Source organism: Bowmanella yangjiangensis (genome assembly GCF_017255015.1).
Lineage (GTDB): Bacteria > Pseudomonadota > Gammaproteobacteria > Enterobacterales > Alteromonadaceae > Bowmanella > Bowmanella yangjiangensis.
Map to the genome: position 1 here is coordinate 1 of NZ_JAFKCS010000006.1, position 26,298 is coordinate 26,298.

At 47.9% G+C, this 26,298-nt stretch carries 30 protein-coding genes and 1 riboswitch; of the genes, 16 read left to right on the forward strand and 14 right to left on the reverse strand.

All coding sequences use genetic code 11. From position 1 onward, the window contains the following. From J0A65_RS07920 to J0A65_RS07950, 7 genes are all read right to left on the reverse strand, one after another. Positions 1-1,451: FMN-binding protein (locus J0A65_RS07920; RefSeq protein ID WP_206593633.1), on the reverse strand; the 1,451-nt coding region annotated here is incomplete at its 3' end. 160 nt (positions 1,452-1,611) lie between these two features. Then, the gene (locus tag J0A65_RS07925; protein WP_206593634.1) at positions 1,612-1,950 is read right to left on the reverse strand and encodes a hypothetical protein; all 339 of its coding nucleotides are present in this window, start codon (positions 1,948-1,950) and stop codon (positions 1,612-1,614) included. A 27-nt stretch (positions 1,951-1,977) separates the two neighbouring features. Next, positions 1,978-2,775, reverse strand: a complete 798-nt coding sequence (locus J0A65_RS07930) for a peptidylprolyl isomerase (protein ID WP_232849813.1) — start codon at positions 2,773-2,775, stop codon at positions 1,978-1,980. A 46-nt stretch (positions 2,776-2,821) separates the two neighbouring features. After that, on the reverse strand, positions 2,822-3,502 hold the full coding sequence (gene narI / locus J0A65_RS07935) for a respiratory nitrate reductase subunit gamma (protein ID WP_206593635.1): 681 nt from the start codon (positions 3,500-3,502) through the stop codon (positions 2,822-2,824). A 10-nt stretch (positions 3,503-3,512) separates the two neighbouring features. Then, positions 3,513-4,238, reverse strand: coding sequence for a nitrate reductase molybdenum cofactor assembly chaperone (narJ, locus tag J0A65_RS07940; RefSeq protein WP_206593636.1), 726 nt, complete (start codon positions 4,236-4,238; stop codon positions 3,513-3,515). Positions 4,239-4,241: 3 nt separating this feature from the next. Then, complete coding sequence (gene narH, locus J0A65_RS07945; protein ID WP_206593637.1) at positions 4,242-5,771, reverse strand: nitrate reductase subunit beta; 1,530 nt, start codon at positions 5,769-5,771, stop codon at positions 4,242-4,244. Positions 5,772-6,038: 267 nt separating this feature from the next. Further along, complete coding sequence (locus J0A65_RS07950) at positions 6,039-9,827, reverse strand: nitrate reductase subunit alpha (RefSeq protein WP_206593638.1); 3,789 nt, start codon at positions 9,825-9,827, stop codon at positions 6,039-6,041. A gap of 257 nt (positions 9,828-10,084) precedes the next feature. On the opposite strand from J0A65_RS07950, the gene J0A65_RS07955 reads away from it, so the two are divergent. The 9 genes from J0A65_RS07955 to moaE all read left to right on the forward strand — a co-directional run bounded on the left by J0A65_RS07955 (position 10,085) and on the right by moaE (position 16,671). Next, on the forward strand, positions 10,085-11,938 hold the full coding sequence (locus J0A65_RS07955) for a type IV pili methyl-accepting chemotaxis transducer N-terminal domain-containing protein (protein ID WP_206593639.1): 1,854 nt from the start codon (positions 10,085-10,087) through the stop codon (positions 11,936-11,938). 315 nt (positions 11,939-12,253) lie between these two features. Further along, positions 12,254-12,919, forward strand: coding sequence for a two-component system response regulator NarL (gene narL / locus J0A65_RS07960; RefSeq protein WP_206593640.1), 666 nt, complete (start codon positions 12,254-12,256; stop codon positions 12,917-12,919). A 58-nt stretch (positions 12,920-12,977) separates the two neighbouring features. Continuing rightward, positions 12,978-13,178, forward strand: coding sequence for a hypothetical protein (locus J0A65_RS07965; RefSeq protein ID WP_206593641.1), 201 nt, complete (start codon positions 12,978-12,980; stop codon positions 13,176-13,178). Positions 13,179-13,277: 99 nt separating this feature from the next. Continuing rightward, positions 13,278-13,398: riboswitch (molybdenum cofactor riboswitch) on the forward strand. Further along, positions 13,389-14,357, forward strand: a complete 969-nt coding sequence (gene moaA, locus J0A65_RS07970; RefSeq protein ID WP_206593642.1) for a GTP 3',8-cyclase MoaA — start codon at positions 13,389-13,391, stop codon at positions 14,355-14,357. It overlaps the preceding riboswitch by 10 nt. Further along, positions 14,358-14,894 (forward strand): molybdenum cofactor guanylyltransferase, encoded by a 537-nt coding sequence (gene mobA, locus J0A65_RS07975; protein ID WP_206593643.1) that lies wholly within the window; start codon positions 14,358-14,360, stop codon positions 14,892-14,894. A 12-nt stretch (positions 14,895-14,906) separates the two neighbouring features. Beyond that, a complete protein-coding gene (gene moaB / locus J0A65_RS07980; protein ID WP_206593644.1) occupies positions 14,907-15,446 on the forward strand; it encodes a molybdenum cofactor biosynthesis protein B in 540 nt (179 codons plus the stop codon). Further along, a complete protein-coding gene (moaC, locus tag J0A65_RS07985) occupies positions 15,443-15,931 on the forward strand; it encodes a cyclic pyranopterin monophosphate synthase MoaC (protein WP_206593645.1) in 489 nt (162 codons plus the stop codon). The genes moaB and moaC overlap by 4 nt, the downstream gene beginning before the upstream one ends. Continuing rightward, a complete protein-coding gene (moaD, locus tag J0A65_RS07990; RefSeq protein WP_232849814.1) occupies positions 15,918-16,169 on the forward strand; it encodes a molybdopterin synthase sulfur carrier subunit in 252 nt (83 codons plus the stop codon). Before moaC ends, moaD begins: the two co-directional genes overlap by 14 nt. 1 nt (position 16,170) lies before the next feature. Beyond that, entirely contained in the window at positions 16,171-16,671 is a 501-nt protein-coding gene (gene moaE, locus J0A65_RS07995; protein WP_206593646.1) for a molybdopterin synthase catalytic subunit MoaE, read from the forward strand. Positions 16,672-16,822: 151 nt separating this feature from the next. Here moaE and J0A65_RS08000 read toward each other — a convergent pair whose 3' ends face one another. The 3 genes from J0A65_RS08000 to J0A65_RS08010 form a co-directional block, all read right to left on the reverse strand. Continuing rightward, a complete protein-coding gene (locus J0A65_RS08000; RefSeq protein WP_206593647.1) occupies positions 16,823-17,812 on the reverse strand; it encodes a hypothetical protein in 990 nt (329 codons plus the stop codon). A gap of 38 nt (positions 17,813-17,850) precedes the next feature. Further along, positions 17,851-18,342 (reverse strand): DoxX family protein, encoded by a 492-nt coding sequence (locus J0A65_RS08005; protein ID WP_206593648.1) that lies wholly within the window; start codon positions 18,340-18,342, stop codon positions 17,851-17,853. Between the two features lie 647 nt (positions 18,343-18,989). Beyond that, positions 18,990-19,580: a hypothetical protein gene (locus tag J0A65_RS08010; RefSeq protein ID WP_206593649.1), complete on the reverse strand. Its 591-nt coding sequence runs from the start codon at positions 19,578-19,580 to the stop codon at positions 18,990-18,992. 174 nt (positions 19,581-19,754) lie between these two features. On the opposite strand from J0A65_RS08010, the gene J0A65_RS08015 reads away from it, so the two are divergent. The 7 genes from J0A65_RS08015 (at position 19,755) to J0A65_RS08045 (ending at position 23,370) form a co-directional block, all read left to right on the forward strand. Continuing rightward, a complete protein-coding gene (locus J0A65_RS08015) occupies positions 19,755-19,919 on the forward strand; it encodes a hypothetical protein (protein ID WP_206593650.1) in 165 nt (54 codons plus the stop codon). Between the two features lie 56 nt (positions 19,920-19,975). Continuing rightward, positions 19,976-20,317, forward strand: coding sequence for a TlpA disulfide reductase family protein (locus J0A65_RS08020; protein ID WP_206593651.1), 342 nt, complete (start codon positions 19,976-19,978; stop codon positions 20,315-20,317). A gap of 247 nt (positions 20,318-20,564) precedes the next feature. Further along, a complete protein-coding gene (locus J0A65_RS08025; RefSeq protein ID WP_206593652.1) occupies positions 20,565-21,044 on the forward strand; it encodes a YHS domain-containing (seleno)protein in 480 nt (159 codons plus the stop codon). Positions 21,045-21,075: 31 nt separating this feature from the next. Continuing rightward, a complete protein-coding gene (locus J0A65_RS08030; RefSeq protein WP_206593653.1) occupies positions 21,076-21,399 on the forward strand; it encodes a thioredoxin family protein in 324 nt (107 codons plus the stop codon). A gap of 24 nt (positions 21,400-21,423) precedes the next feature. After that, complete coding sequence (locus J0A65_RS08035; RefSeq protein WP_206593654.1) at positions 21,424-21,708, forward strand: BufA1 family periplasmic bufferin-type metallophore; 285 nt, start codon at positions 21,424-21,426, stop codon at positions 21,706-21,708. Positions 21,709-21,734: 26 nt separating this feature from the next. Then, positions 21,735-22,610, forward strand: a complete 876-nt coding sequence (locus tag J0A65_RS08040; protein WP_206593655.1) for an MbnB/TglH/ChrH family RiPP precursor modification enzyme — start codon at positions 21,735-21,737, stop codon at positions 22,608-22,610. Beyond that, the gene (locus J0A65_RS08045) at positions 22,603-23,370 is read left to right on the forward strand and encodes an HvfC/BufC family peptide modification chaperone (RefSeq protein WP_206593656.1); all 768 of its coding nucleotides are present in this window, start codon (positions 22,603-22,605) and stop codon (positions 23,368-23,370) included. Before J0A65_RS08040 ends, J0A65_RS08045 begins: the two co-directional genes overlap by 8 nt. 76 nt (positions 23,371-23,446) lie before the next feature. Here J0A65_RS08045 and J0A65_RS08050 read toward each other — a convergent pair whose 3' ends face one another. From J0A65_RS08050 to J0A65_RS08065, 4 genes are all read right to left on the reverse strand, one after another. Continuing rightward, entirely contained in the window at positions 23,447-23,929 is a 483-nt protein-coding gene (locus tag J0A65_RS08050; RefSeq protein WP_232849815.1) for a VOC family protein, read from the reverse strand. Between the two features lie 27 nt (positions 23,930-23,956). After that, on the reverse strand, positions 23,957-24,490 hold the full coding sequence (locus J0A65_RS08055; protein WP_206593657.1) for an acyloxyacyl hydrolase: 534 nt from the start codon (positions 24,488-24,490) through the stop codon (positions 23,957-23,959). 168 nt (positions 24,491-24,658) lie between these two features. Beyond that, positions 24,659-25,483, reverse strand: a complete 825-nt coding sequence (locus tag J0A65_RS08060; protein WP_206593658.1) for an AraC family transcriptional regulator — start codon at positions 25,481-25,483, stop codon at positions 24,659-24,661. A 71-nt stretch (positions 25,484-25,554) separates the two neighbouring features. After that, positions 25,555-26,139, reverse strand: a complete 585-nt coding sequence (locus J0A65_RS08065) for a TetR/AcrR family transcriptional regulator (RefSeq protein ID WP_206593659.1) — start codon at positions 26,137-26,139, stop codon at positions 25,555-25,557. Positions 26,140-26,298 lie beyond the last annotated feature (159 nt).

Here is a 26,298-nt window from a genome sequence, read left to right on the forward strand (position 1 = left end):
ATAAACACCACAGTGAACACCAGGTAGCCGCGGCGCAACCAATGCAAGAATTGCGGCTTTTGCGTGAATTTGTCCTGCAGGAACAAGATCACCATCAGTACCAACAGGGCAATCAGCACCACGCCAATTTGGAAGCTCTTCTGATACCAGATGTTGACCCACATGGGACGGTTAGCCGCTTCCATGGCCGCCAGCTGTGCTGCGGTAGGAGCCGGACGCTCAACATAGCGTTCGGGTAGCTGATAGCCCAGTTCAAAGCTGGTAAACACCCCATCCACCGGACCGGTCTGACGCCGTACTAACAGCTCCAGACTCCAGGGCGAACCGGGGTCGAATTGATGATGGTCACGGATAGTAAAAATGGACATTTCACTTAATTCCGGCAAACCATCGATATAAAGATCCGACAACCTTTGCTGGTCTAAATCGCGAAAACTGATGATGTCACCAAACTGACGCAACTGGATGCGGTCAAAAATACCGCCGCGCACATAGCCGGAGCCTTTAAAGGAGTAATCGCCACTGGCCAGCACCGCTATGGCAAACTCGCCGTCTTTTAATTGCTCCTGCAGATAACCATATTGACGCTCACCCAACAGGTTTCGACCGATACTAGGAGGGTCTAATTGCGCCACATACAAATCGATAAAGGTGCCTTGTTTGCCTTGCCCCCCTTGCCTGTGCTGATGCTGCCCTTCCCCACGACCTTTTTTGTGCCCTTGTGCATTTTTATCTTCAATATCAGCAAAAGCCTCATCAACCTGCTCCCAGGTCAGGTGTAAGCGTCGCACCGATCCATCGCCAGTTAGGCTTTGCCAGTCGGCCTCAGTAAAACCATCGGTTTTCACCACCGCAGGGGCGTGAGGACGATTACTGATATCCTCGATAAGCCCCAAAGACACCGCCACTTCATGGGCAGAACGCATGATGACTTCGTTGACCACCATCACAGTCACGGTAGCGCCAGTTACCGCATCCACAGTAACGACATCAGGATCTGAGGTATTGCCCACTACCACTCGCTGGTCGGCCATAACGCCCTGATATTTGGCGCTAAAGTCATGCAGCTTTTGCTCGGGGATGCCCACCAGTAAAATCGGCTCGTGATGCTCCAGCACATAGGCATCGGCTATGCGGCCATCAGGATCCAGGAGTATTTGCAGATTAATTGGCTTACCTGAATAGGCGGGAATATCCACCACTTGCAGGCTTTGGAACTGATATCCAACTAAGCTGTCACCGGCCAGCAATCGACGAACCTGAAATTCGCCTTCGGGCTCAGACCAACGGCTGGCGGTTGGGAAAATCTGGCCAACACGCTGCCAGCCAATATCGTCAAATGGAGCGGCATGCGCCGCAAAAGGTAGGCACAAGACTGCAAGGTGCAGCCAAACAGCAAGACAGCACCAATAACAACCTTTAATTATTGGCCATTGCCTGATAGGCGTCATGTTTCTTCTCCGCTTTGAACAAATGTTCCAAGGCATTGATGGATAGGGTTATTTTGGCCCTGACCGGGGGGCGCTGAAATACCCCTTAGTGGTTAGCCAAGGGGGGTAAAAGGGCTAGTTGGCAACAGAGGGGAAAAAGCCTTGCGGACCTAAAAAGGCGTTAAATACAGCCTCCACAGCTACCACAGCGCCAGTCTGCCGCGTTCACGGCACGATAAAACCAGCGCAGATGCGGCTCATCCAGTGGGATCTGATATTGCTCAAATACCTCCGCCAGCCAATCAACATTGGCCACTATCCAATCGTCTTCGGCTGTGCCTTCAACAAAGTCGTCTTCATCAGGGAAGAGGTAACTGAAATTGCCACGGGTATCCATATCGTTTTCGGCCTTGCTATCAGGCAGGCTCAGGGGTAGGCCCTGATAATGAATAATCCAGTGGCCCAGGCACAAGGTATGACCTTGTGCAGACCACTTGGCGGTGAAGGGATTATTCTGCATATCCAAGAACTAGGTTATCCGGGGTGATTATTGCATTAGCGGCGAACCATCCAGGCCAAAATCAAAGCCCTGAATATCCGCTTCACTGAGCAGCCTGGTAATATACTGAGCACTGGCTTTGCGCCTGACTTTAGTATCCAGGTAGCTTTGAATGTCCGCCCGCACTTGCTCAAAGGGCAAAGGATTTCCCTCTACCCGTCTGACCACCTCAACCACATGAAAGCCATAGCGGCTTTCCACCGGCTTAGCCATGACGCCTTGGGCTGCCCCGAACAGCTGGCGCTCAAACTCTGGTACGGTCTGACCTTTGCTGATTTGACCAAGATTGCCCCCCAGTCTGGCCGACGGACAGTTGGAGTGCGTTGACGCCAGGCTGGCAAAATCCCCTTCGCCATTGCCCAGACTTTGCAATATGTGCTCGGCCAGTTGCCTGGCCCTGTCCCTTTCCTGCAGATCTCGAGGATCGCCAGCCAGCAGAATATGCCTGACTTCCAGCAATGGCGCGGTGGCAAATTTGCCACGATTGGCCTCAAAATACTGACGACACTCGGCTGTGCTGGCCTGAGCCGGCGGGCATTCGGCGGCCAGCAGCTTGTCCATCACCAGTTGTTCCTGCTGACCATCAAGGGGGGCCTCGCCTGAATAAAGTCCCAACGCAACAGCTCGTTGTCGCACCACTTCGTTAATAATCAGTGCCTGGGCAGATTTAACCGCCGCTTCTCGGCGACTGGCAGCCGGGTGATACTGCATTTCAGCACTGATTTGCTCGGCGCTGATCACCTGCTGATTCACCGTCACTGCTGGAATATCACTTATAACCATCATTTCTCACCTGTGAAAAAGGACACATCCTTGTGTCTGCTGAGTGAAACTAACGCTGACGCACGACCTGGTAATTGCGGCGCATGTACTTCACCGGCACGCTCCAGATATGCACCAAACGGCTAAACGGGAACAACAGAAACAAGGTCATACCCAGCAGCACATGCAGCTTGTAAATCAAGCCCACGTCAGCAATAGCCAGAGATGCTGCCTGCGCATTGAAAGTCACAGTATTTTGCGCCCAGGCCATCAGCTTAAGCATTTCCGAGCCATCCAGGTGGCCCATGGAAAACGGAATACTCAGCAGGCCAAGAATCAACTGCGCATAGAGTAGAACCAGGATCACTATATCCATACGCGTACTGGTGGCGCGGATACGCGGATTATGTAACCGGCGCTTAAGCAGAATCGTCATGCCGTACAGACATATCAGCCCGAACAGGCCCCCTGCTCCCATGGCAACCATTTGTTTAGTTGCCGGGGAAATACCCAGCACATCCCACACCTGGTGAGGGGTCAGCAAACCAACAAAATGGCCGGCCAGAATCGCCAGGATACCGATATGAAAGGCAAAACTGCCTTTGCGTAGCTGTTTACTTTCCAGCATCTGACTGGAGCCGGTCTTCCAGCTATAGGGCTCGCGGTCGTAACGGATAAGACTACCCAGTACAAACACCGCCAGCGCGATGTAAGGATAAATGCCAAACAGCAAATGATTGATAAACGACATAGTCCGCTCCTCAGTTCAGCCGGGCGCTATCGCACCCGGCAGCATCCACAAATTCGATGGGCACATGCTGGTCACGGCGCTGACCGGACTCGGGACGGTTCAATTGACTGGGACAACCGCCATTAATGGCATCGCCGCCAAAAGTCACCGCCTCTTCCTCCCACACCTTATCCAGCGCCTTCGGCGTATGGTCTGCCTGCTCAGAGGCGATCTGCACTTGCAAGGCATCCAGGTCCAAAGACACTTGACCGACTTCCAGCAAGGCTTCACAGAGCACGGCATAATCCGAACGACGTTTTTGCAAACGCACCGCCAGCAACCCAAGCACCGGAGCAATATCGGCAATCCAGCCGGTGGCCTGATGCTGCTGGGTAGCCGCAAATTCCAGGTACAAAGGCAGATAATCAGGCAACTCATGTTCAGCAATTTCAAGCCCGGCCTGGCGATATTGCGCCACCAATTCCACCATGGCCTGCCCGCGGTCGCGGGATTCACCATGAATATGCTCGAAAATCAGTAAGGACAGCGACCGTCCCCGTTCAAACAAACCGTCGTATTCCTCCTGCCAGTCCAATAGGTCGCCGTCCATATGCCGCAACACAAACTGGCTTAACGCCTGCTGTGTGCTAGAGGTTAAGTCGGCGCTGGCAATCACCTGCAAGGCCTCGTCCCGGGCGGCAAACAAGCCGGCCTGTGGGTAATCCAGTAGTCTGGCCAGTAACGTCAGTATTTTCATGGCCTACTCCTGAATCTCAACGGGGATAACCTGGCGAACGGTCTGGCTCTTAGTACCAAACAGATTCACCTCGGAAGAACTGCCACAGCCGTTACCAAAGCTGAAACCACAACCGCTCTTCATGTCGTAAGCATCTTGGGCATAGGCGGTATGACTGGTGGGAATCACAAAGCGGTCTTCATAATTGGCCAGGGCCATCACCCGGTACATTTCCTCCACCTGCCAATCCTGTAATCCGGCTGCAGCTATGACCTCATCGTCTTTCACCCCTTCCACCTGCTGGGCTCGTTTATAAGCACGCATCGCCAGCATCCGTTCCAGGGCACGAACCACGGGCTTCTCGTCACCCGCGGTGAGCAGGTTAGCCAGGTATTTAAGCGGAATGCGCAGGGATTTAAGATCAGGGATAACGCCATTCATGCCCACATGCCCTGACTCTATCGCCGTTTGAATAGGTGACAGAGGCGGTACATACCAAACCATAGGTAAGGTGCGGTATTCAGGGTGCAAAGGCAGGGCAACCTTCCACTCCATGGCCATTTTGTAGACCGGTGATTGCTGCGCGGCTTCCAGCCAGGCATCCGGGATCCCCTCACGTTTTGCCGCGGCTTGTACGTCTTTGTTGAATGGATCCAGGAAGATATCGCACTGCGCCTGGTACAAGTCCTGATCATTCGGCACCGATGCAGCATCGGCTATCTTATCGGCGTCGTACAGCAGTACACCCAAATACCGGATACGGCCCACACAGGTTTCCGAGCAAACGGTGGGTTGGCCCACCTCAATACGCGGGTAGCAGAAAATACACTTCTCGGATTTGCCGGTTTTCCAGTTGTAGTAGATTTTCTTGTATGGACAACCCGATACACACATACGCCAACCGCGACATTTGTCCTGGTCAATCAGCACAATGCCGTCTTCTTCGCGTTTGTAGATGGCGCCGCTGGGACAAGATGCCACACAGGCTGGATTCAGGCAGTGCTCGCATAAACGCGGCAAGTACATCATAAAGGTGTTTTCAAACTGGCCATAAATGTCGGCCTGCACCTTATCGAAGTTTTTGTCCTTACGGCGTTTGCTAAATTCGGTACCGAGGATCTCCTCCCAATTCGGCCCCCACTCGATTTTCTCCATACGCTGCCCGCTGATTAACGAGCGGGGTCTGGCCACCGGCTGGTGTTTACTTTCCCCGGCGCGGTGCAGATGCTGGTAATCAAAATCAAAAGGTTCGTAATAATCGTCGATATCCGGCAGATCCGGGTTGGCAAAAATGTTGGCCAGAATGCGGCGCTTGCCGCCCTGCTTGGGCTCCAGCTTGCCGTTTTTGCTGCGGATCCAGCCGCCGTTCCATTTTTCCTGGTTTTCCCATTCCTTGGGATAACCTATGCCAGGTTTGGTTTCAACGTTATTAAACCAGGCATATTCCATCCCCTCACGGGAGGTCCAGACGTTTTTACAGGTAACCGAACAAGTGTGACAGCCAATGCATTTGTCCAGGTTCAGTACCATGCCTATTTGCGCTCTGACTTTCATGTTACTTCTCCTGTTCCTGAGAGCTCCGGGGGAATGAATAATCCCCACCAGCGTAGGCTGAAATTTTTGCAGACAAATCAAATTTTCTTATGTTGCCAGTGAAATGACGTCCTTCGAGGTGTAAGACAGACAGAGGACATTTCAGCCCCGCCCTGCGGGAGCCACCTGAAATCCACTCATCCTGCGTTATGTCTGCTTGAAAGATTGACGATATTCCTGCACAGCCATGCCTGGACTGAGCGGGTTTCAAGAAGGCTCTGAAGGTCATCATTCAACCCCCCGGAACTCTGTGGCATCCTGGTCGTCGACACTGTCGTCATCCAACCAGTCCACTTTGCTCATCTTGCGCACAATCACAAACTCGTCGCGGTTACAGCCCACGGTGCCGTAATAGTTAAAGCCGTAAGCCTGCTGGGCGTAGCCACCAATCATATGCGTGGGTTTTAACACTGCGCGGGTCACGGAGTTATGAATACCGCCACGGGTGCCTGTGGTTTCAGCGCCAGGTACGTTCACTATCCGCTCCTGAGCGTGATACATCATGCTCATCCCTTCCGGCACCCGCTGTGACACCACGGCCCGGGCAGCGATGGCGCCATTGACGTTAAACACCTCAATCCAGTCGTTATCTTCAATCCCGGCTTTGGCAGCGTCTGGCTCGGCCAGCCACACAATAGGGCCACCACGGGACAAGGTCAGCATCAGCAGATTGTCCGAGTACGTACTGTGAATGCCCCACTTCTGGTGTGGCGTGATCCAGTTCAGTACCAGCTCTTTGTTACCGTTACTTTTCTTGTTCAGCACCGGCCGCACCGTTTTCAGGTTAACCGGTGGTTTGTACAGACAGTGCATTTCACCAAAGTCACGCATCCATTCGTGATCCTGATAAAACTGCTGACGACCGGTGATGGTGCGCCAGGGGATCAACTCATGCACATTGGTATAACCGGCGTTATAGGACACATGCTCGTCTTCCAAGCCCGACCAGGTAGGCGAGCTGATGATTTTGCGCGGCTGCGCGACTATGTCGCGAAAACGGATCTTCTCCTCTTCTTTAGGCAGCGCCAGATGGCGGTGGTCTAAGCCGGTAATTTGCGACAGCGCATCCCAGGCCTTGACGGCTACCTGGCCGTTGGTCTCTGGCGCCAGGGATAAGATCACCTCGGCTGCATCAATGGCTGTGTCAATTTTTGGCCGGCCCTGATTGGCACCAGCTTTGATATGACGCTGATTCAGCTCACCAAGAAAATCCACTTCCTTCTGGGTATTCCAGCTAATGCCCTTTCCGCCATTGCCCAGCTTGTCCAGCAGTGGACCAAGGGAGGTAAATCGCGCATAGGTATTGGGATAGTCACGCTCTACCGTAATCATATTCGGCGCGGTTTTGCCCGGAATCAGATCGCACTCGCCTTTCCACCAAGCCTGGCTGCCAAAGGGCTGTGCCAGCTCTCCAGGGCTGTCATGCTGCATTGGTTGAGTCACCAGATCTTCTTCCTGACCAAGGTGTCCTTCACAGAGCTCTGAGAACGACTTGGCAATACCCTTGAAGATGTCCCAGTCACTACGCGATTCCCAAACCGGGTCCACGGCTCTGGACAAGGGGTGAATAAAGGGGTGCATATCCGAGGTATTCAGGTCATCTTTTTCATACCAGGTCGCAGTAGGCAACACGATGTCGGAATACAAACAGGTGGTGGACATACGAAAATCCAAGGTGACAAATAAATCCACCTTGCCTTCCGGCGCGTCATCACGCCAATGCACATCTTCGGGCTTGTCACCGCCCTCTTCACCTAAATCCTTACCCATCAAGCCGTGCTTGGTACCCAGTAAGTGGCGCAGCATATATTCATGGCCCTTACCGGAAGAACCCAGCAAGTTGGAGCGCCAGATAAACATATTACGCGGGAAGTTTTTCGGGTTGTCCGGATCAAGACAAGCAAATTCCAGCTCGCCACTTTTTAATTGCTGCACCGCATAATCTTTGGCTGACATACCGGCCTCTCGGGCCTCACGGCAAAGCTGCAGCGGGTTCATACCAAGTTGCGGTGCCGACGGCAGCCAACCCATGCGTTCAGCACGGGTGTTGTAGTCGATAATAGCTCCGGTCCACTTGCTCTTATCCGCCAGCGGCGAAATCACTTCCTGCATATGCAGTTTTTCATAGCGCCACTGGCTGGAGTGATTATAGAAAAAAGACGTACCGTTCATATGACGGGGTGGGCGCACCCAGTCCAGGCCAAACGCCAATGGGGTCCAACCGGTTTGCGGACGCAGTTTTTCCTGGCCCACATAATGGGCCCAGCCGCCGCCGCTTTGCCCTACGCAACCACACAAGATCAACATATTGATCAGGCCGCGGTAGTTCATATCCATGTTGTACCAATGGTTCATACCCGCGCCGACAATGATCATCGAGCGACCTTTGGTTTTGGCCGCATTGTCAGCAAACTCACGGGCCACTTTCACCACATCGGCGGCCTTCACGCCAGTGATGGCTTCCTGCCAGGCCGGGGTATAAGGCAGGTTCTGTTCGAAGGTTTTGGCACAGTTGGGATCCTGATAGCCGTTATCCACGCCATAGTTAGCCAGGGTCAAATCAAACACCGTCGCTACTTTGGCCTGACGCCCATCCGCCAGGGTCACCAGCCTGACCGGTACCTTACGCGGGATCACCGCGTCATGTTCGGTATGCTGGAAATACCCGTATTCGTGTTCGCGGCTACCAAAGTAAGGAAAATTCACCGCTGCCAGCTCGTCATGACCGGCTTTCAGGCTAAGCTGCAGATGCAGGTTCTCGCCAGTTTTGCCGTCGCGCTGGGTCAGGTTCCATTTACCTTTGCCAATACCACTTTGTGCCTCGCCCCAGCGATAACCTATGGCACCGGTGGGAGACACTAATTCACCGCTTTCTTCATTCAGCGCGATGGTCTTCCATTCAGGATTGTTTTCCTGCCCCAGGTTGTCCAGCAAGTCGGACGCGCGCAGAAAACGCCCTTGTACCAAACTACCGTCTTCCTGCTCGTCGAGTAACACCAACATGGGCATATCACTGTAACGACGAACATAGTCAGTGAAATACTCTACCTGACGGTCAACATAGAACTCTTTGAGGATCACATGGCCAAAGGCCATCGCCAGCGCGGCATCTGTACCCTGCTTGGGTGCCAGCCACTGATCCGTCAGCTTGGCGACCTCGGAATAATCCGGCGTCACACTGATAACTTTTGTGCCTTTATAACGGACCTCGGTCAGGAAGTGCGCATCCGGGGTGCGGGTCTGGGGTACATTCGAGCCCCAGCAAATAATGTAATTGGAGTTGTACCAATCCGCCGACTCGGGTACGTCGGTCTGTTCCCCCCACACCTGCGGTGACGCCGGTGGCAGATCGCAGTACCAGTCGTAAAAACTCAGGCAGTTACCACCTATCAATGACAAATAACGGGCTCCGGCGGCATAGGACACCATGGACATGGCTGGAATAGGCGAAAATCCGGTTACCCTATCCGGTCCATAGGTTTTGGTGGTGTAAATATTGGCTGCGGCGATGATTTCATTCACCTCATCCCAGCGCGCCCTCACAAAGCCACCTAAGCCCCGTTGCTGCTTGTAGTCCTTGGCTTTGACCGGGTCTTCGACGATGGACGCCCAGGCATCAACCGGATCTTTATGCTGCATTTTGGCCTGACGCCACAGCTTCACCAGGCGCTTACGAATCTTCGGGTACTTGAGGCGATTGGCGCTGTAGATATACCAGGAATAACTGGCACCACGGGGACAGCCACGGGGTTCATGGTTGGGTAAGTCAGGCCGGGTACGAGGATAATCGGTTTGTTGGGTTTCCCAGGTCACCAGGCCGTCTTTAACATAAATTTTCCAACTGCAGGAGCCGGTACAATTCACCCCATGGGTGGAGCGCACTATTTTGTCGTGTTGCCAGCGACGACGATACCCATTTTCCCAACTCCGATCTTCGTCTGTGGTCACACCGTGGCCATTGGCGAACTGTCCTTTTATACGTTTGAAATACTGCAATCTGTCCAGAAATTGACTCATGCCGGACTCCTGTTGATAAATTAGCTACTGGTCTTGGCGAAATACTCGCTCTAAAACTAGTTAAATAGATCGCTAACAGCCCCGCAATCCCTTGTCAGGTAAGGGCTTAAAGGCAAGTACCCAATAATGGGTAGCTGTTAAGTTGGGCAAAAATCAGTAATATCGCGGGATGAAAGGCAGGTGAATTCAAAAAGCCGGGAGCGAACACTACTCCCTGTTTATTGTGAGTACCACCTGTGCCCCTGGCAGGTAAGGTGATGTTAAAGCAACTTAATCGTTCAATTGTGTTCAGAGTTGGTCTGATGATGTTTGCCATCAGCCTGCTAGCGGTGGTCAGCATGGCCAGTTCGGTATTTATTAGCGACAGCGCCGAGAATGATGCCTACGCCATCAATCTGTCCGGCACCTTGCGGATGCAAAGCTATCAGATAGCTATCAGCCTAATGCGTGATGACCTCGAGGCTGAAGCGCGTCAGCAACGCCTCACTAAGCAGATTCATCAGTTTGACCAAACCCTGCAATTACCCACCCTGCAACGCCCGGCGATGGCCAAGCGAGCCAGCGAGCATTTTGAGCTTTACGAGTCTATTGTGGCGCGCTGGCAAGAACGCATCAAACCGGGTATTGAGGCCGCTATTCTAGAGCCTGAAGCTTTGCCAACGCTGCTGAATGAAACCGATGCATTGGTAAAAGACATCGACCATCTGGTAAAGCTCCATCAATATCATGCGGAGCAAAATGTGGCCACGATTCGCCTGATTCAGGGCCTTGCGTTATTGCTAACCGCGCTGTTAATGATAGTGGCCATGTTTATCATCAGCCGGCATATTAAGCAGCCATTGGCGCAGCTGACCCAGATCGCCCGGCAAATAGGCAGAGGGGATTTTACTGGTCGTGCCCCCGACCATGGCCATGATGAACTGGCGCTGCTGGGCCATACCCTTAATCACATGTCAGATGCCATCAGTCGTTCCCACAGTTTGATGGAAAAGAAGGTGCAGGAAAAAACCATCCGCCTGCAACAAAGTAATCAGTCGGTAGAACTGCTCTACAACATCAGTAACAGCCTACAGGAGTCACTCAGTCATCCGTCGGAGTTTGGCCCACTGCTAAATCGCCTGGCGAAGATCACCGGGCTTTCGGATCTGGACCTATGCATGATGACGGCTTCAGGCAATACACCTTACGAACACCTGATGACCAAGGATAAAATTTTACCCTCGCGCTGCATCAATAAAGATTGTAATGGGTGTATGAATACCAACCCACCAGCAGAGAATAAACTGACCTTTCCCCTGACCCGCGCTTCGACTAACTATGGCGTGCTGGTATGTCAGTTGCAGCCAGGACAAAAGCTGGAAACCTGGCAGATGCGCCTGCTCAAGTCCGTAGCAGATCAGTTTGCTGTAAGTTTGAGCCTGCGCGACCAGCAGGAACAAAGTCGCCGACTCGTGCTAATGCATGAACGTACTGTTATTGCCAGAGAACTACACGATTCATTGGCGCAGGCCCTGTCTTATTTGAAAATTCAGGTAGCCAGGTTGGAGAAGCTACTTAAACAGCCTAATGGTGCCGATAAAGCCGCCCCGGTTATTGACGAGCTGAAAACCGGATTGAGCTCAGCGTATCGGGAGTTACGTGAACTGCTTACCACCTTCAGACTGAAAATGGACGGCCAAAGCCTGCGCGCAGCCATGGAACAAAGCTTGCTACAACTGCAGGAGCGTTCCGACAGTATTCGCTTCTCGCTGGAATTTGATGTGGATAACCTGCCCTTTAGCCCCAATGAAGAGATCCACCTACTGCAAATCACCCGCGAAGCGCTGCAAAACGCTCTGCATCACTCCGGAGGCAATCAAGTGGTGGTGAGTTTACAGCGAACTGTCGATAGTCCGTCACATATCAAACTGAGTATTCGTGATAACGGCATTGGCATTGAAAACGACCCAAGCAAGCTAAATCACTATGGCCTGGCCATCATGCGCGAGCGCAGCCGCAACTTAGGTGGTGAGTTGAATGTACAGCGCCATCCTGCCGGTGGCACCCTGGTCAGCTTTGAATTTGAACCTGAATATTATGCCCAGCGCAAAGATGAGGTGGTTGGGCTTTAAGGGATATTGTAGTTATATCAACCTATGCATAATGATTAGGACAAACTTGAGCATTGCGCAGTCAGTTACACATCTAATCATAAAGGGCTGGTTTGCTGTACGCCCGAATAGAGGATTATTCACATGCAGCAAGGATGGCAATAAGAAAAGTCACTTATGTGGAGCAAGGTGACCAGCATAGTGCGGCAACAGGATACATGCCCCCAAAAACAACTACCCACTTAGAGGTACTCACCTATCTCCTGAGATTGGTTGGAATCCCTACCCCTAAACGTTACTCTTTGATAACTATTCAGATAAAAGCCGGAGACAGAAATGTCTGAGTTAACCCCCGCTACCGTATTAATGGTCGATGATCACCCTTTGCTGCGTAAAGGGCTCACACAACTAATAGAACTGGAAGACGACCTGGAAGTGGTAGGTGAAGCCAGTAGCGGTCAGCAGGCTATTGAGCTGGCTGAATCCCTAGACCCGGATCTGATTACCCTGGATCTGAATATGCAGGGCATGGATGGCCTGCAGACCTTAAAAGCCCTGCGCGAACGTGGCGTGGATGCGCGCATCATCATGCTGACGGTGTCAGACAGCGATGAGGATGTGGTGGAAGCCATTCGCTTGGGAGCAGACGGTTATCTGCTGAAAGATATGGATCCCGACGCCCTGATCGATAAGCTCAAAGAAGCGGTACTGGGCAAAATGGTGATGAGTCCCAAGCTCACCGAAATTCTGGCAACAGCCTTGCGCCGACCGCAGCGACAGACCAACCGCGCACTGGCTAGCCTCACCAGCCGGGAACTGGACATCCTTAAGCTTATCGCCAAGGGGCTGAGCAATAAGCTGATTGCCAGGGAGCTGGATATTTCAGATGGCACAGTAAAGGTGCATGTAAAACACCTGTTGAAAAAGCTCGATTTGCGCTCGCGGGTCGAAGCCGCAGTGTGGATGGTTAACCAACAAAGCAAAGGCGACGCCAGGGACTGAGTGACCCCGTTCAATATCCCCTGACATTCGCCTCTCCCCCTTTAGAGACGAGGCATGAATGCTTATGGGTAGCGCATTGCTTGACTGGATGGACTTTGAACAAGCGCCGCAACTATCAAATAAAACCTTTGGCTTGCGTTATCAAGGCTGTCTTCCCGCAATGCATTTTACCTTGAGTCTGGCACGCCAGCAGGACTATGCCGAGCAGCCCATTGATGACAATGCCACCTACGGACTCACGCAATTAGATTGTGGTTAATGGTCGCCGCCAACTGGTAATTATCCCAATGCACCGCCGGTCTATCCCTTTTGGGGAATAGCCTGGCGTCTGGTTTGCCGTAGCATTAATACGTCGGGACAATGCCCGGCCTGCCGAGCCGTTATCGCTAAACCTTCAGGCATGGGGTAACGGCCTATAGGGTTGATGGAGAAATTTGTCAGCCTCCCCTGTTTGGAAAGGTAAGGAATCATGTTGGAAGATAGATTTGGCCGGCGCTTTGAGTATTTGCGACTGTCCATCACTGATGTTTGCAATTTTCGCTGCACCTATTGTTTGCCGGATGGCTATCAGGGTAACGGCAAAACGCGCTTTCTCAGTCAACCACAGATCGCCACCTTGGCAGGCGCTTTTGCCGGACTGGGTACCCGAAAAATCCGTATAACCGGCGGGGAGCCTTCACTGCGCAAGGATCTGACGGAGATTATTGCCATCTGTGCCCAAACTCAGGGCATTGACAAGGTCGCGCTAACCACCAATGGCTTCAAATTACCCGGCCAGGTTAAGCAATGGAAGGACGCCGGACTGAGCGCCCTGAATGTCAGTATCGACAGTCTGGATCCCAGACAATTTCATGCCATTACCGGGCACAACAAGCTAGATACCGTGCTACAGGGAGTTGAAAGTGCCCTCGCGCTGGGGCTTAAGGTCAAAGTGAACAGCGTGCTGTTGAAAGGCTACTCTCAGACCTTGCTTAAACACGCGCTAAACTGGCTGAAAAATACGCCGGTCACACTCCGACTGATTGAGCTGATGCAAACTGGCGACAATCAGGCCTTCTTTGCCGAAAACCACCTGAGCGGCCAGAGCATAAAAGCCGAATTGCTGGCCAGTGGCTGGCTACCCATAATGCGGGGTAAAACCGCCGGACCCGCACAGGAGTTTAGCCACCCGGACTATCAAGGGAATATTGGTTTAATCATGCCATATGACAAAGACTTCTGTACCAGTTGTAACCGGCTGCGGGTGTCTGCCACGGGCAATCTGCATCTGTGCTTATTTGCAGAGCAGGGGTTGTCTCTGGCGCCCTGGTTGCAGGACGGCGATATTGCCGGTTTGCAGCAACATATGTTGCAACTGCTTGGGCAAAAACACAGCCGTCATTGGTTACAACAAGGTTTGACCGGTGCCACCCAACAACTAGCCATGCTGGGAGGCTAAATGCTGATTGGATTGGTGCTGGCCGGCGGGCGTTCGAGCCGGATGGGGCAAGACAAAGCATTGCTGGAATACCATGGCAATAGCCTGCTACAACAAGCGCAGCAGCTTTTACAAAAAAGTGGCTGCGAACGGGTATTAATTAGCCGCAATCAGCTCGGATTTGTGCAAGATCTGGTAAAAGATGCCGGACCACTTGGCGGCATCTATAGCGCCCTCACCCAAGCCAACAACCTGGATGAGTTGTTGATTGTACCTGTAGATATGCCATTTTTGCTGCCATCTCTGCTACATGACTTGTACCGCTATGGGCGCAAAAATGGCCGTCCGTATTATTTCCAGCACTGTTTTCTGCCTCTATATTTACCCATCACTGAGGTTTTGCGCGATTATCTTAAGCAACTGATGGATAACGAAGGACAAGGTTCGGTGCGCCATATGCTGGCGCATCTGCAGGCTTGTGCCCTGCCTTGCAAAGCCAGACACAGACTACGTAATTTGAATACCCCTGAGCAGTGGCAATCTGCCATTGCGGGTTAACGGACATTCCCTATGAATACAGCACCTTTGCCACCCAAAGCCGCATTGAATATCGCCATACTGACCGTTTCAGACAGCCGCACTCAAGAGCAGGACAACGCCGGGCAGTATCTGCAAGAAAGGCTGCAAAGCGCCGGACATAAGCTAACCGAGCGACATCTACTGCCAAGAAATCGCTATCTTATTCGTGCCCAGGTATCCGCCTGGATTGCCAGCAGTGAGGTACAGGTCGTTCTTATCAACGGTGGCACAGGGTTTCATGCTAAGGACTGCACGCCTGAGGCGGTATCCGTGTTGTTTGACCACGAAGTAACCGGGTTTGGCGAGCTGTTCAGGCAGCTCTCCTATCAGGATATTGGTCCATCGGCACTGCAATCCCGCGCCCTGGCTGGACTGGCTAACCATACCTTAATTTGCTGTCTACCGGGTTCAGCCAATGCCTGCGCCACCGCCTGGCAGCATTTGATTGGCCCCCAGTTGGATGCACGTGAAGGTAAATGCAATTTTCTTGGCCACCTTTGTGTAACCACGTCATGTGAGCAACGGCTATGACGGGTCTGACGCATTTGAACAGCAGGGGTGAAGCCAGCATGGTGGATGTAGGTAACAAACAGATCACCGCCCGCCAGGCTATGGCCGTCGGCTATGTGGAAATGCAGCCTGACACCTTGGCGAATATTTGCGCAGGCATGCTACCTAAGGGAGACGTGTTCGCCGTAGCCAGAGTCGCCGGGATCCAGGCTGCCAAGCAATGCGCCAATTTAATTCCTCTATGCCATCCACTGATGCTGAGCAATATTCAGGTGGAGTTTAAGGTGGATGCCGACAACGTCAGAGTAGGTATTCAGGCCATATGCAAAGTGGCAGGACAAACCGGGGTGGAGATGGAAGCGCTAACGGCAGTATCCGTTGCCGCCCTCACCCTGTTTGATATGTGTAAGGCTATCGATCCCGCCATGCGGATCGACGGCATACGCGTTGTCAATAAGTCCGGTGGCAAAAGCGGCTACTGGCAAACGAGAGATGAGCATGATTGAAGTATTGTTTTTTGCCCAATTGCGCGAACAGATGGGTCATGAAAAGCTGGCGCTGCAAAATGCCTTTGCCGACCTTGGTGCACTTCGCCAATACCTGATGGCACAGCATAGAGAGTGGCAGGACTATCTGTCCCCTGCCCATTCTCTGGCAGCAGTCAACCAGTGCTTAGTGGATGATAACCACCCCTTGCACGCTGGTGACGAGGTGGCCTTCTTTCCTCCTGTTACCGGAGGCTAACATGCAAGCCAAGCAATTATCTGACTTTATCTCGGTACAAGAAGCCAACTTTAGTCAGGCCGAAGAATACCTGGCACTGTGTGCCGGTAATCGTCAGGACGGCGCAATCGTCAGTTTCGTTGGCCTGGTAAGAGATATTAATTCGCAGCACCGGGTACAAAAACTGACACTGGAACACTATCCGGCCATGACGGAAAAATCCCTTAAGAAAATAGTAACAGAGGCCAGGAGTCTGTGGCCTATTAGCCGCGTCAGGCTAATTCACCGCGTGGGCGCCTTACAAGCTTCAGAACAGATAGTGTTTGTCGGTGTGAGCAGTCGGCACCGTGGCCATGCATTTCAGGCCTGTGAATTCATTATGGATCAGCTTAAAACACGCGCACCATTTTGGAAAAAAGAACAGGATGACAAAGATGAGCACTGGGTACAGGCCAATCAGCAGGATCAGCAAAAAGCCAGACAATGGTTGTTGAAACCAGAAGACCTATCGATGTTCATGTAAGGAGTTGTTCTGTCCACGCCCCTGAAGATGAGACAGATTTGATTAGAGTTTTCTGCAATGATGAAAGCAGGGGATGACAATTAGACCTGTTTCACCTTAGCGGAAGTGGACACATAGCTTAAAAGATACAAACTAAGGGCGTAAACCAATTTTATAAACTCCTTAGCTTCCTCACAGATACATCTATCTGTGGCAAAATACCTTCAAGTTCGCCGAATCTGGATAGATGTTGGACAACATACTTGGCGTAATCACTATTCCCCAGACAAGGTATTCGAGTTTTGTCATTTGCATAATTTGCAGCGTTAAGTACATGAAAAAACTCGGCGTCTTTGACATGTCCTTTATCCCTTGTATCCAGTGAGAGCTCCGCTACGGCTTGAATACAAGTATCACGACTAAAACGCCGATATCCTTTATATGCAAACAGCTCTTCTACGTAGCGATCACTTCTTTGTATAAATTTGTTGATAAGCTCGTGAAATAAGACATTGATATCTGGCTTTTCTAACACCAGTAAAAAGGAAGTTTCCTTATTTTCAGGTAATTGGCTTACCTCGTGGAAAACTAAACGGCCCTCAATAAGTACCTGATTACCTGAACGTTTTTCAATATGTAAAAAACGAATATAATGACCATCAAAATAGATCTTGTCTGACAGCATTCTGGCTGATTTAGAAAAGACTGAGATACTTTTTTGTCTATGCTTACTCTGCAGCCTATTTGCATGCCTGGACATTAACGGTAAGTCCTGATGGCTACTAAAAGGTGTTGCTGTTTTTCCACCAACGTTCAGTTTAAATAACTCACGTACTTCATGTTCACGAGCCTTTTTTATGGCTAAAAATATTGTTTGAACTAATTCCGAGGTTGGAATGTTTTTTTCAATTCGCCACTTTCTTCCGTAAACAATTTTCCTTTTACTCTGTTTTGAAATCTTTCTGTAATTGTCATATCCGACTATCCCAACCTGCACATATAATGCACCATTTTCTTCACCGACAAATATTGGAAAACGAGGATCAAAGGTACAATCGGCTGCAACTTTTTGAACAGTTTCCAATTTATGTTCATAGTCAAGGTAATGTTGAGGAATGCAGCAGTCCCCTGTTTTGAGTTTTACAATCGGGGCTTGCTGCATTGGCTTTTCCCCATCATTAAGTACGTACAGCATCGGAATTAATGAGTCTCACAGGCAAGAACATTCAGTTGACTGCGGTTTTTGTTAATCTGTACTTTCAATAGCCTGTCAACAGAGAGCTTACCTGCTCCCCATACAACAACTTGAAGTAACAGCAGCCCCCAGATGATATGACCATTCAATGCTGCCGGGGCAATTTCTTCCAAACTAATGACAGCAACGACATTAACTATGCTCAATCCTATTGCACTAAAACGAGTAGCTAAGCCCAAAAAGAGCAGTACAGGTAAAATGATTTCGCCCACGGTTGCCAGATACGCGGCAATAACAAAGTTTAAAACTGGAACCTGATATTCGTATTCGAACAGAAAAAGCGTCGATTCCCAGTCATCCAACTTGGTTAAACCAGAAGAAAAAAAGATCCATCCAACATAAAACCTAGAAAATGCTAAAAACACACTTTGCAGCACATTAAAATGTTTTACGAAAGAGTCGTAGCCAATTAAAAACTTGCTTAAATAACTATTCATATATACCCCCTATGGTTTACCAAAAATCACCTGTATTCAGTGAAAACATCACCGGACATACGTTACCAATAACGGGTACCCCCTAGTCTGCCAATCGTACATATATTGCAACAAAGCGTCTCAGTGACATAAATTTAAGGGAAACACCAAAATAAACATCGGCTCATGGAGAGTTTGAACAACGGCATCCTTAAATTTCCGAACCCTAAAGGCATCTTTTCAATCTTTCTTAACCCGTTGCAGACGCAAAACTGTTTGTTGTGCTTTTCAACTCTTTCTTTCCCCTAGGGGCCGCGAGTGCCGACGATACCTGGACAATTAATGCTTCACCTTGTCACCCAAGGCCATTGTTATATTTACTGTGGTAACGAAAAGTATGTGGAATTAGCAACCGACTTTCTGGCAGTGGCAATGAAACGGAAGTGATTTGTGGCGTTGATTCGTTCAATTCGCTTAGTGAGCAACACCTCATCAATTGATTGCCAAATTTTATCCACATTGGCCGACCTGAAAATGTAAACAAGATGAGGCTCAACATCTTCAAGCCGGAAGTGACTCATAAGCCGCCTTTCCCGGGCATTTAAGCGGGTAATCAGCGGTTACTTTATGCATTAGGTTAACCTGGAGTTTTCTCAAACTGCTTATGCTTATTGGAGGGGCATGAATTCATGCCCTCCCTTATCACTATCCCAGGTTACTGATATCACACACCAACGGTAACCATCATTGACTAGTTGAAAAGAGTTTATGCCTTTCGAATAAGGTGCCGAGGCTGGCGACGTTCTGGATTCATATGCGCTGATAATAGTCGCTGAATGCCCTACTCTATAAACCTTCGACTCGGTTTCAGTTTCAAAAAAACCAATATCAGAGAACAGTTTTTTGTTTAGTTCAATGAAACGCTCTACCGTCATATCAACAATTCGATGACCGTCTTGGCCATGAAAAACAGGCTTAATCATTGCGCTAGGTGCGAAAAGTTCGCGCATCAGTTTCCAATTCCTGCTGTCACCAGGATAACCAGAAACGATTTGATAGAGCACCTGGGCAAACTGTTCAGGTTCATAATGGACATCGGAAGAACCACAATAGGGGGCCGGAGCTACGGCTATTGGCTCTGCCATTATTTTACCAGGCAGTATAAGAATAATCAGACAACTCATATGGCCAAAAACACTGCTAACTCGACACTTCTTCTCATTCCCAAAAAGACCAAACAACACATGCTTAGCTTTCATTTACCAGCCCCTTTAAAACAAAAAAACAACAAAGAAAATTATTCAAAAATTTTATTAAACTTTAAAAACCAAACGTCCAAAATTTAAAACCCCCCGTCCATAAAACACACCAAAACCCACCCTTAAAGCAATTTTAAAATGCCTTGTTGACAAAACAAATTCAGAGCAATTAGAGTGAATCTAGAAGAATATTCTAGCCCATTAGACAGGTATACCCCCCAACAAATTAACCCAACCATATTATTTTTAAGTAGAGATTATGATGAAAAAACTTCTTTTACTGCTTTACGCAATGATGGGATTTCAGGTTCTGGCACAGGAGTCTGTATTGCCGGATAGGATGCCAAAGTGGGAACTCTACACGCAGGATGGCAAACTAGTGTCGTCAGAACAGTTTGCATTTCTGGGCAACATGGTGTCCATACTGCAAGCGGCTTCAGCCTGGACTGGATCGGTTAGCAGAGTTATATGCAGATAAAGGGCTGCAGGTTATTGCCGTTAGTTTATCGGAAAAAAATGGAGCTATGCCCCAATCTGTTCTGATAGAAAGAGGCTTGAAACTTAAAACCCTTATTGATGGTGACGATCTTGGATTACATAAATTTTCCATATCTGGAACACCAACTACGGTATTTGTTTCTCCTGATGGAAAAATACTAGGCGCAACAATGCAATCTGACCCTGAAGATCCTCAATGGAATACAGTTGCAGAATACTTAACTAATCTCCCTCGGTAATATATGTCCAATGGTGAGTTAATCATTCTATTAAAACTCACCATTTTCTAATCACTAGCATACCAATCTACTTTTCTCTATTTCTATTACTAAAACATACATAAACCCATCATTTGAAATGGACGATAGGTTTTAATAAAAAGACTATTGAGTCATTTCATTCATAAAAAGCAAAGTAAATTAACACTCAATGCTGCAACACTCGTTGGTCAGCAGAATAAATGGTTAAAATACTGAGGAACAAAAAATGAAACTGACGAATATCACAAAAGCTCTTTTCCTGGCCGCTGGCATGGCTACATCAACATTATCCTTCGCTGCGGACATTGGCATGAATGCTGACGCTAATGACATTGCCATCAAGGGATATGACACCGTTGCATATTTCACAAAGGGTAAGGCAGTACAAGGCTCCAACAAGTTCACCGCAACACATAAAGGCGCTATCTATCACTTTTCATCGGCAGAAAACCGTGATCTATTCCGCAGTGCGCCAGAACGTTACGCTCCGCAGTTTGGTGGCTACTGTGCAATGGGTGTAGCCCTGGAGAAAAAACTGGATACCGATCCGACCGCATTCAAGGTTGTTGATGGAAAACTGTACTTGAATCTCAACAAAACAGTTCAGCAAAAGTGGATGACTGACATTCCTGGATACATTAATTCAGCAGAAAACATTTGGGTCGACATAAAGCGCAAAGATGCTGAAGTGTTAAACGCAGATTAATCTAGTCAACCAACGACTAAGGAGCAAAAGAATGCGAGAGATCACAAGTTACGAAGAGTTTAAGACTCTATCTGCTGAGCGCAATCAGCTATTGGTTTATTTAACTGCAAGCTGGTGCGGCCCATGTAAGAGCTTTTCCCCCGTGATGGAAAAAGTATCGGATGCATTTACCAGTATTTTAACAACGGTCAAAGTAGACGTAGATAAGATACCGGAAGTATCCGCAAACTTTAAAGTGCGTTCTGTTCCAACCTTACTTATGGTGGAAAATGGTAACGCCGTCGAAGGTATGGTTGGAACTCAATCCTATGAAACAGTAAGTCGTTGGTTGATGAGCAACGTTCTTGTTTACTAACCATAGTTATTTGGAGTTAATCGTATGAATAACAAACTATTAGTTGGAGCGGCGTTAACAGCAGTTTTAGCTGCTGGATTTACTGCCCCAGCTCAGGCATCTGGTAAAGAAAAATGCTACGGCATTTCCAAAGCCGGTCAAAATGACTGTGGCAACTTGGCAGGCACGCACTCTTGTGCCGGTCAGTCAACCATCGACAATGATCCGGGGGAATGGAAATTGGTCGCCAAAGGCACCTGTAAAGATCTGGGTGGCATGTTAAAGGATGAAGCGAAGCAAAAGTATAAGGCCTCGCAAAAAAACTCGTAGCTCTTGGGGTATAAAGGAGTGTCCAAATGAATTCGCGTAAATTACCTGCACAGCAACCGCTGATTGGTGTTGGTTTGCGACATCCTCACTTAAAGGAGGCACTGGACACTCCTTCTCAATTGGATTTTGTCGAGGTTCACTCTGAAAATTACTTTGCTCAGGGTGGCCCTCTACACGCTCAACTTGAACACATTGCTCATCATTATCCACTGAGTTTGCACAGCACAGCAATGGGTGTTGGTTCAGCAACACCGATGCACGACGATTACCTGAATAAACTCAGTCATTTAATTGAGTTAACAAATCCTATCTTAGTATCTGATCATGCCGCTTTCTGTTGGGGAAGTATTAATGGTGCCCCTGTACATAGTGGTGACTTATTACCCTTGGTGTACAACCAGGAAAATTTGCAAATAATGGTTCGCAATCTGGATCGTATACAGCAACAGCTAGGACGGGCCGTACACATCGAAAACCTGTCTACATACCTGACCTTGCCAGGTTCAACGATGACAGAACTTGAGTTTCTATTGTGTTTACATGAGCGTACTCAATGTGGTTTGCTCGTGGATCTTAATAACATATTGGTTAACGCATTCAATGCAAAAGACGAGTCCCCTCTCGAAACAGGCATACATTGGATAAAGTCCATTCCCCATAATGTCATCAAAGAAATTCATCTCGCGGGATTCAGCTCGCCTATCTTGGGAAACATGGCCGTTGATGACCATGCCTGCGCCGTATCTGAAACCTGTTGGTCGCTGTATGCTGCCACCATTGCTCATCATGGTGCCATTCCCACACTTATAGAATGGGACAACGCACTGCCTGAATGGCAGGTTCTGGTAAACCAAGCAATGCATGCAAGAACCATTGCTTATGAGGTTTTAAACCATGGATAACCTGAATCAAATGCAACATCAATTACTTACTGATATCTTCAAGCCTCAACCAAACAGCATCTTTGATGCGAACGGATTGGCCATATACCAGGCAAACTTACGTGCCACAGCAAAACGCGCTCTTAGTATTACTTTTCCCACGGTCAATCAGCTAATTGGCTCAGAGCTACTGGGGTATTTTGCTGATAGGCTGCTGGCTTCAGAGTTACCTTATCATGGTGACTGGGCACTTTGGGGGAAAACACTACCTACAATAATGAAAGGCCATCCCGCTCTTGCAAATTACCCATTCGTTGTGGATTGCGCCGAACTTGATTACCAATGTCATCAATTGTTAAGACAGCAAGACGTTAGCTTTATTCATAGCACGCTATCGCTACTGCACGAATACTCACCTGAGACATTGTTCTTACGCCTTAACCCAACTCTCTATTTAATGACGTCAGAGTACCCCATTGTCGACATTCGCAGCGCACATATGCTGTCTTCCACTAAACAGCGACAAACTGCACTCCGTCAGATTGTCGAAAATACACAACCTTCTATGCAGTTCCACGTCATGGCTTATAAGAATGGCAGAAATTTACAAGTTTCTTCTATCTCAAAGCTCCATTTTGACTGGCTCACACTGATCGGAGAACATTCAATCGATACGGCTTTGAATAAAATATCCAATACGGAATTCTCTTTTCAAAATTGGTTACTGACCGCCTTGCAAGAAAACATAATACTTGAAGTTAATCATTCTGCATCAAAATAACAATAAAAAGGAGAAATTAAAAAAAGCGCCTCACCTTGAAACGCCAAAATAAATAGTAAACATTTAAAAAATCAAACTAGGGTGTAAACTTAAATTCAATTCGATTACCACTTGGTTCTCTCACCATCATATGCTTAGCTGGGCCACCATATGCAATTTCAGGTGAAAATTCAATCACAACACCTGGCACCAACTTTAACTTCTCATAAAGATTATCCAAAGCCTCATAACTTGTAACTGATATAGCCAAATGGTGTAAACCGACATTGTTTTTTCTATCAAAGCGTTGTGCAGTTAAAGGGTTATTCACTTGCCATAGTGAGATCATAATATGACCATCACTAACGAAAGTTGATGGATACTTGGTATTTTCCCCTAAAAATGACCAACCTAAGGCCTCAGTAAAAAAACGTGTTGAAGCGCCTAGATCTGTCACTGACAAACCTAGATGGTCTAACCCTTGAGTTTGCACAATAGAATCACTATCTTCCGCAATTAAATCAACTGAAGTTAACATAGTTGCAGAGATTAAAAACACAACAAAAAGTTTATTTTTCATAGCATTACCTTTATAAATTTTCAATTACTAAAATTTCTTAGCGATAGATACTGCAATAAAATCCAAACCAGGGTTTGGTTTTTTAAATCCAGCATTGGAATAGTGGAAATACCTTATAGAAAAGGTATATTCATGTTGAGAGCCATACTTGTATACAATACCTATCCTATCCTCAAACTGATAATGCGTGCTCACGTTTTTACCGGCGAATTGCGTATCATTGAGTAAAGAAACCCCGACTCCAACTTCAAATAGAACAGGGCTATTATTGAGCAATCCCATTTCGTAACGAAAAACAGGAGATAAAGATAGGACAAAATTTTTGTCATGTTTATTTTGTTCACCATACTCCCAAAAGTTAACACTGGACTCAAAATACACATCGAATAAAGATGTATACTCATCAAGGAAATCCCCGTGAATTTGATAGGCAAACTTTATTCCTTCAACATTTCCCTCACCGCGAATATAGTCAATGGAAAAATATTTACCAGAAAGCTGATTTGCGGGCAAATAAGAAGGAATAAAAAGCAGAGAAATTAAAAAAGTATTTTTGAACATCAAACTCAACCACAAGATTTAATAAGTTGAGTTTACCATCTAGAGAAAAAGCAAATTATCCAGCCGTATTACTTTTCTAACCATTAATCCAAAACGGATGATATGAATGAAAATTTATTCAAAAGGAAATTTAAACTATTAATCAAAAGAATTGAGGGGAAAATGAAGCTAGGAGTCTCGGATATTTTTAAGCCACTCTTTGGGGGATAAACCTAATTTCTTTCTAAATATTCTTGCCAGAGCTGAGCCATGTTCATAGCCGACTTCATTGGCCACAATACTAATTGGTTTGTCATTCTTCAGAAGATTTTGCGCCAAAGCCAGACGAACATCAGTGATATAGTCCAATGGTGTCTGACCAACTGTTAACTTAAAGCTCTCAGCAAACTTAGATCGCGACATTGCAGCAATATCGGCCAATGACTCTAGCGTCCAGTTTTCACTCGGATGCGCATGAATGGCATCTATTACCTTAGACAGTTTTGGATGAACATGCGCAGATAAAATGCCCTGGTACAATACGCCACTTTCCATGACGCTTCTTAATACCTGCAGTAGAAACACATCACTTAACTTGTCCAGCACAGCCTGTCGTCCAATTTTATTATTAAATGCCTCCTCAAAGAGCCATTCAGCAGTGCCACCAATTTTTTCAAACTTCTTCAACGGGAAATAAATGAATTGTGGAAGTGAACTAACAATGGATTGATAATTCGCCGAATCGAATCTTACCGTTGCGCACACCAATTGAGCACTATGGGATTCATCTGATATGACTCTATGCACTGTTGGGCCTGGCAGAAAAATAACAGAGGGCTTGTCCATCACTACCTTATGTCCTTCATTAGTCATGATGGTCAGGGTACCAGCCTGCAACAAATGGAGATGACCACTGTCTTTGCCACCTAAGGTTTGAATACCACACATGTTACCACTGAAAAAAACTTCAGTTTTGAAAGATACCCTACTTAAAATCTCACTTAGATTATCCACTGACAATTCAAACCTTTAAACACATCTAACAATAATGAGTAAGCTCTAGACAAACCCTCATTGGTTCACCTTCAAGTTCGATAAGCATTTAAAACTAGCATGGCGGTTGTTTTTGCAATTTCTGCAGCATTAAGCATATTGGTGGTATGCGCACAGACAATAGCACCATCAGATAACAAGCTAAGCTGTAGTGCCACTTCATCAGGTTCACGAAGTTTAATTTCAGAAATCAACTCTGATATATACTGAAGAACCAAGCGTTTATGATTTTCACAAACAACATGAATTGGATCTGTTTTTCTCGGATATTCGGCTGAGGCATTAATGAACATACAACCGTTAAACTTGTCCGAATTGAACCACTCAGACAGCGCATCAAAATACGCTAATATTCTTGCGTACTTCGGATCACCCTCTTGCTGTTTTTCAAATTTAGCGACATATTTCTTAATCATCGCCATAAACTCAAGGTCTCGTTTATTCAACGCAGCGACAACCAATTCGTCTTTTGACTTAAAATGATTATACAAGGTTCGCTTCGCGACACCGGAATGCTCCAAGATAGTGTCTATACCAGTAATTCTGAAGCCATGCTGATAAAATAACTTTTGCGCAACTTCAACCAACTCATCCCGTTTACTTTTCTTTACTGCCATCCCCTTTTCCTTATCATTAAAAGTACACCGAACAGTATACACAACAATAACCTTGATGAATGAGTTTAAGCAAATATCCAAGCTTTTCTTTGCTGACTAGAGTTGCAAATCCAGTTATTTTCACAGGAACATTAAGCACAAACCTGTCTATTATTGTCT

Excerpts from the sequence above, each read along its gene's own strand:
- J0A65_RS07925 (WP_206593634.1), bottom strand. The coding sequence starts at position 1,950 with ATGCAGAATAATCCCTTCACCGCCAAGTGGTCTGCACAAGGTCATACC.
- J0A65_RS07930 (WP_232849813.1), bottom strand. The coding sequence starts at position 2,775 with ATGATGGTTATAAGTGATATTCCAGCAGTGACGGTGAATCAGCAGGTG.
- narI (WP_206593635.1), bottom strand. The coding sequence starts at position 3,502 with ATGTCGTTTATCAATCATTTGCTGTTTGGCATTTATCCTTACATCGCG.
- narJ (WP_206593636.1), bottom strand. The coding sequence starts at position 4,238 with ATGAAAATACTGACGTTACTGGCCAGACTACTGGATTACCCACAGGCC.
- narH (WP_206593637.1), bottom strand. The coding sequence starts at position 5,771 with ATGAAAGTCAGAGCGCAAATAGGCATGGTACTGAACCTGGACAAATGC.
- J0A65_RS07950 (WP_206593638.1), bottom strand. The coding sequence starts at position 9,827 with ATGAGTCAATTTCTGGACAGATTGCAGTATTTCAAACGTATAAAAGGA.
- J0A65_RS07955 (WP_206593639.1), top strand. The coding sequence starts at position 10,085 with ATGTTAAAGCAACTTAATCGTTCAATTGTGTTCAGAGTTGGTCTGATG.
- narL (WP_206593640.1), top strand. The coding sequence starts at position 12,254 with ATGTCTGAGTTAACCCCCGCTACCGTATTAATGGTCGATGATCACCCT.
- J0A65_RS07965 (WP_206593641.1), top strand. The coding sequence starts at position 12,978 with ATGCTTATGGGTAGCGCATTGCTTGACTGGATGGACTTTGAACAAGCG.
- moaA (WP_206593642.1), top strand. The coding sequence starts at position 13,389 with ATGTTGGAAGATAGATTTGGCCGGCGCTTTGAGTATTTGCGACTGTCC.
- mobA (WP_206593643.1), top strand. The coding sequence starts at position 14,358 with ATGCTGATTGGATTGGTGCTGGCCGGCGGGCGTTCGAGCCGGATGGGG.
- moaB (WP_206593644.1), top strand. The coding sequence starts at position 14,907 with ATGAATACAGCACCTTTGCCACCCAAAGCCGCATTGAATATCGCCATA.
- moaC (WP_206593645.1), top strand. The coding sequence starts at position 15,443 with ATGACGGGTCTGACGCATTTGAACAGCAGGGGTGAAGCCAGCATGGTG.
- moaD (WP_232849814.1), top strand. The coding sequence starts at position 15,918 with ATGAGCATGATTGAAGTATTGTTTTTTGCCCAATTGCGCGAACAGATG.
- moaE (WP_206593646.1), top strand. The coding sequence starts at position 16,171 with ATGCAAGCCAAGCAATTATCTGACTTTATCTCGGTACAAGAAGCCAAC.
- J0A65_RS08000 (WP_206593647.1), bottom strand. The coding sequence starts at position 17,812 with ATGCAGCAAGCCCCGATTGTAAAACTCAAAACAGGGGACTGCTGCATT.
- J0A65_RS08005 (WP_206593648.1), bottom strand. The coding sequence starts at position 18,342 with ATGAATAGTTATTTAAGCAAGTTTTTAATTGGCTACGACTCTTTCGTA.
- J0A65_RS08010 (WP_206593649.1), bottom strand. The coding sequence starts at position 19,580 with ATGAAAGCTAAGCATGTGTTGTTTGGTCTTTTTGGGAATGAGAAGAAG.
- J0A65_RS08025 (WP_206593652.1), top strand. The coding sequence starts at position 20,565 with ATGAAACTGACGAATATCACAAAAGCTCTTTTCCTGGCCGCTGGCATG.
- J0A65_RS08030 (WP_206593653.1), top strand. The coding sequence starts at position 21,076 with ATGCGAGAGATCACAAGTTACGAAGAGTTTAAGACTCTATCTGCTGAG.
- J0A65_RS08035 (WP_206593654.1), top strand. The coding sequence starts at position 21,424 with ATGAATAACAAACTATTAGTTGGAGCGGCGTTAACAGCAGTTTTAGCT.
- J0A65_RS08040 (WP_206593655.1), top strand. The coding sequence starts at position 21,735 with ATGAATTCGCGTAAATTACCTGCACAGCAACCGCTGATTGGTGTTGGT.
- J0A65_RS08045 (WP_206593656.1), top strand. The coding sequence starts at position 22,603 with ATGGATAACCTGAATCAAATGCAACATCAATTACTTACTGATATCTTC.
- J0A65_RS08050 (WP_232849815.1), bottom strand. The coding sequence starts at position 23,929 with ATGAAAAATAAACTTTTTGTTGTGTTTTTAATCTCTGCAACTATGTTA.
- J0A65_RS08055 (WP_206593657.1), bottom strand. The coding sequence starts at position 24,490 with ATGTTCAAAAATACTTTTTTAATTTCTCTGCTTTTTATTCCTTCTTAT.
- J0A65_RS08065 (WP_206593659.1), bottom strand. The coding sequence starts at position 26,139 with ATGGCAGTAAAGAAAAGTAAACGGGATGAGTTGGTTGAAGTTGCGCAA.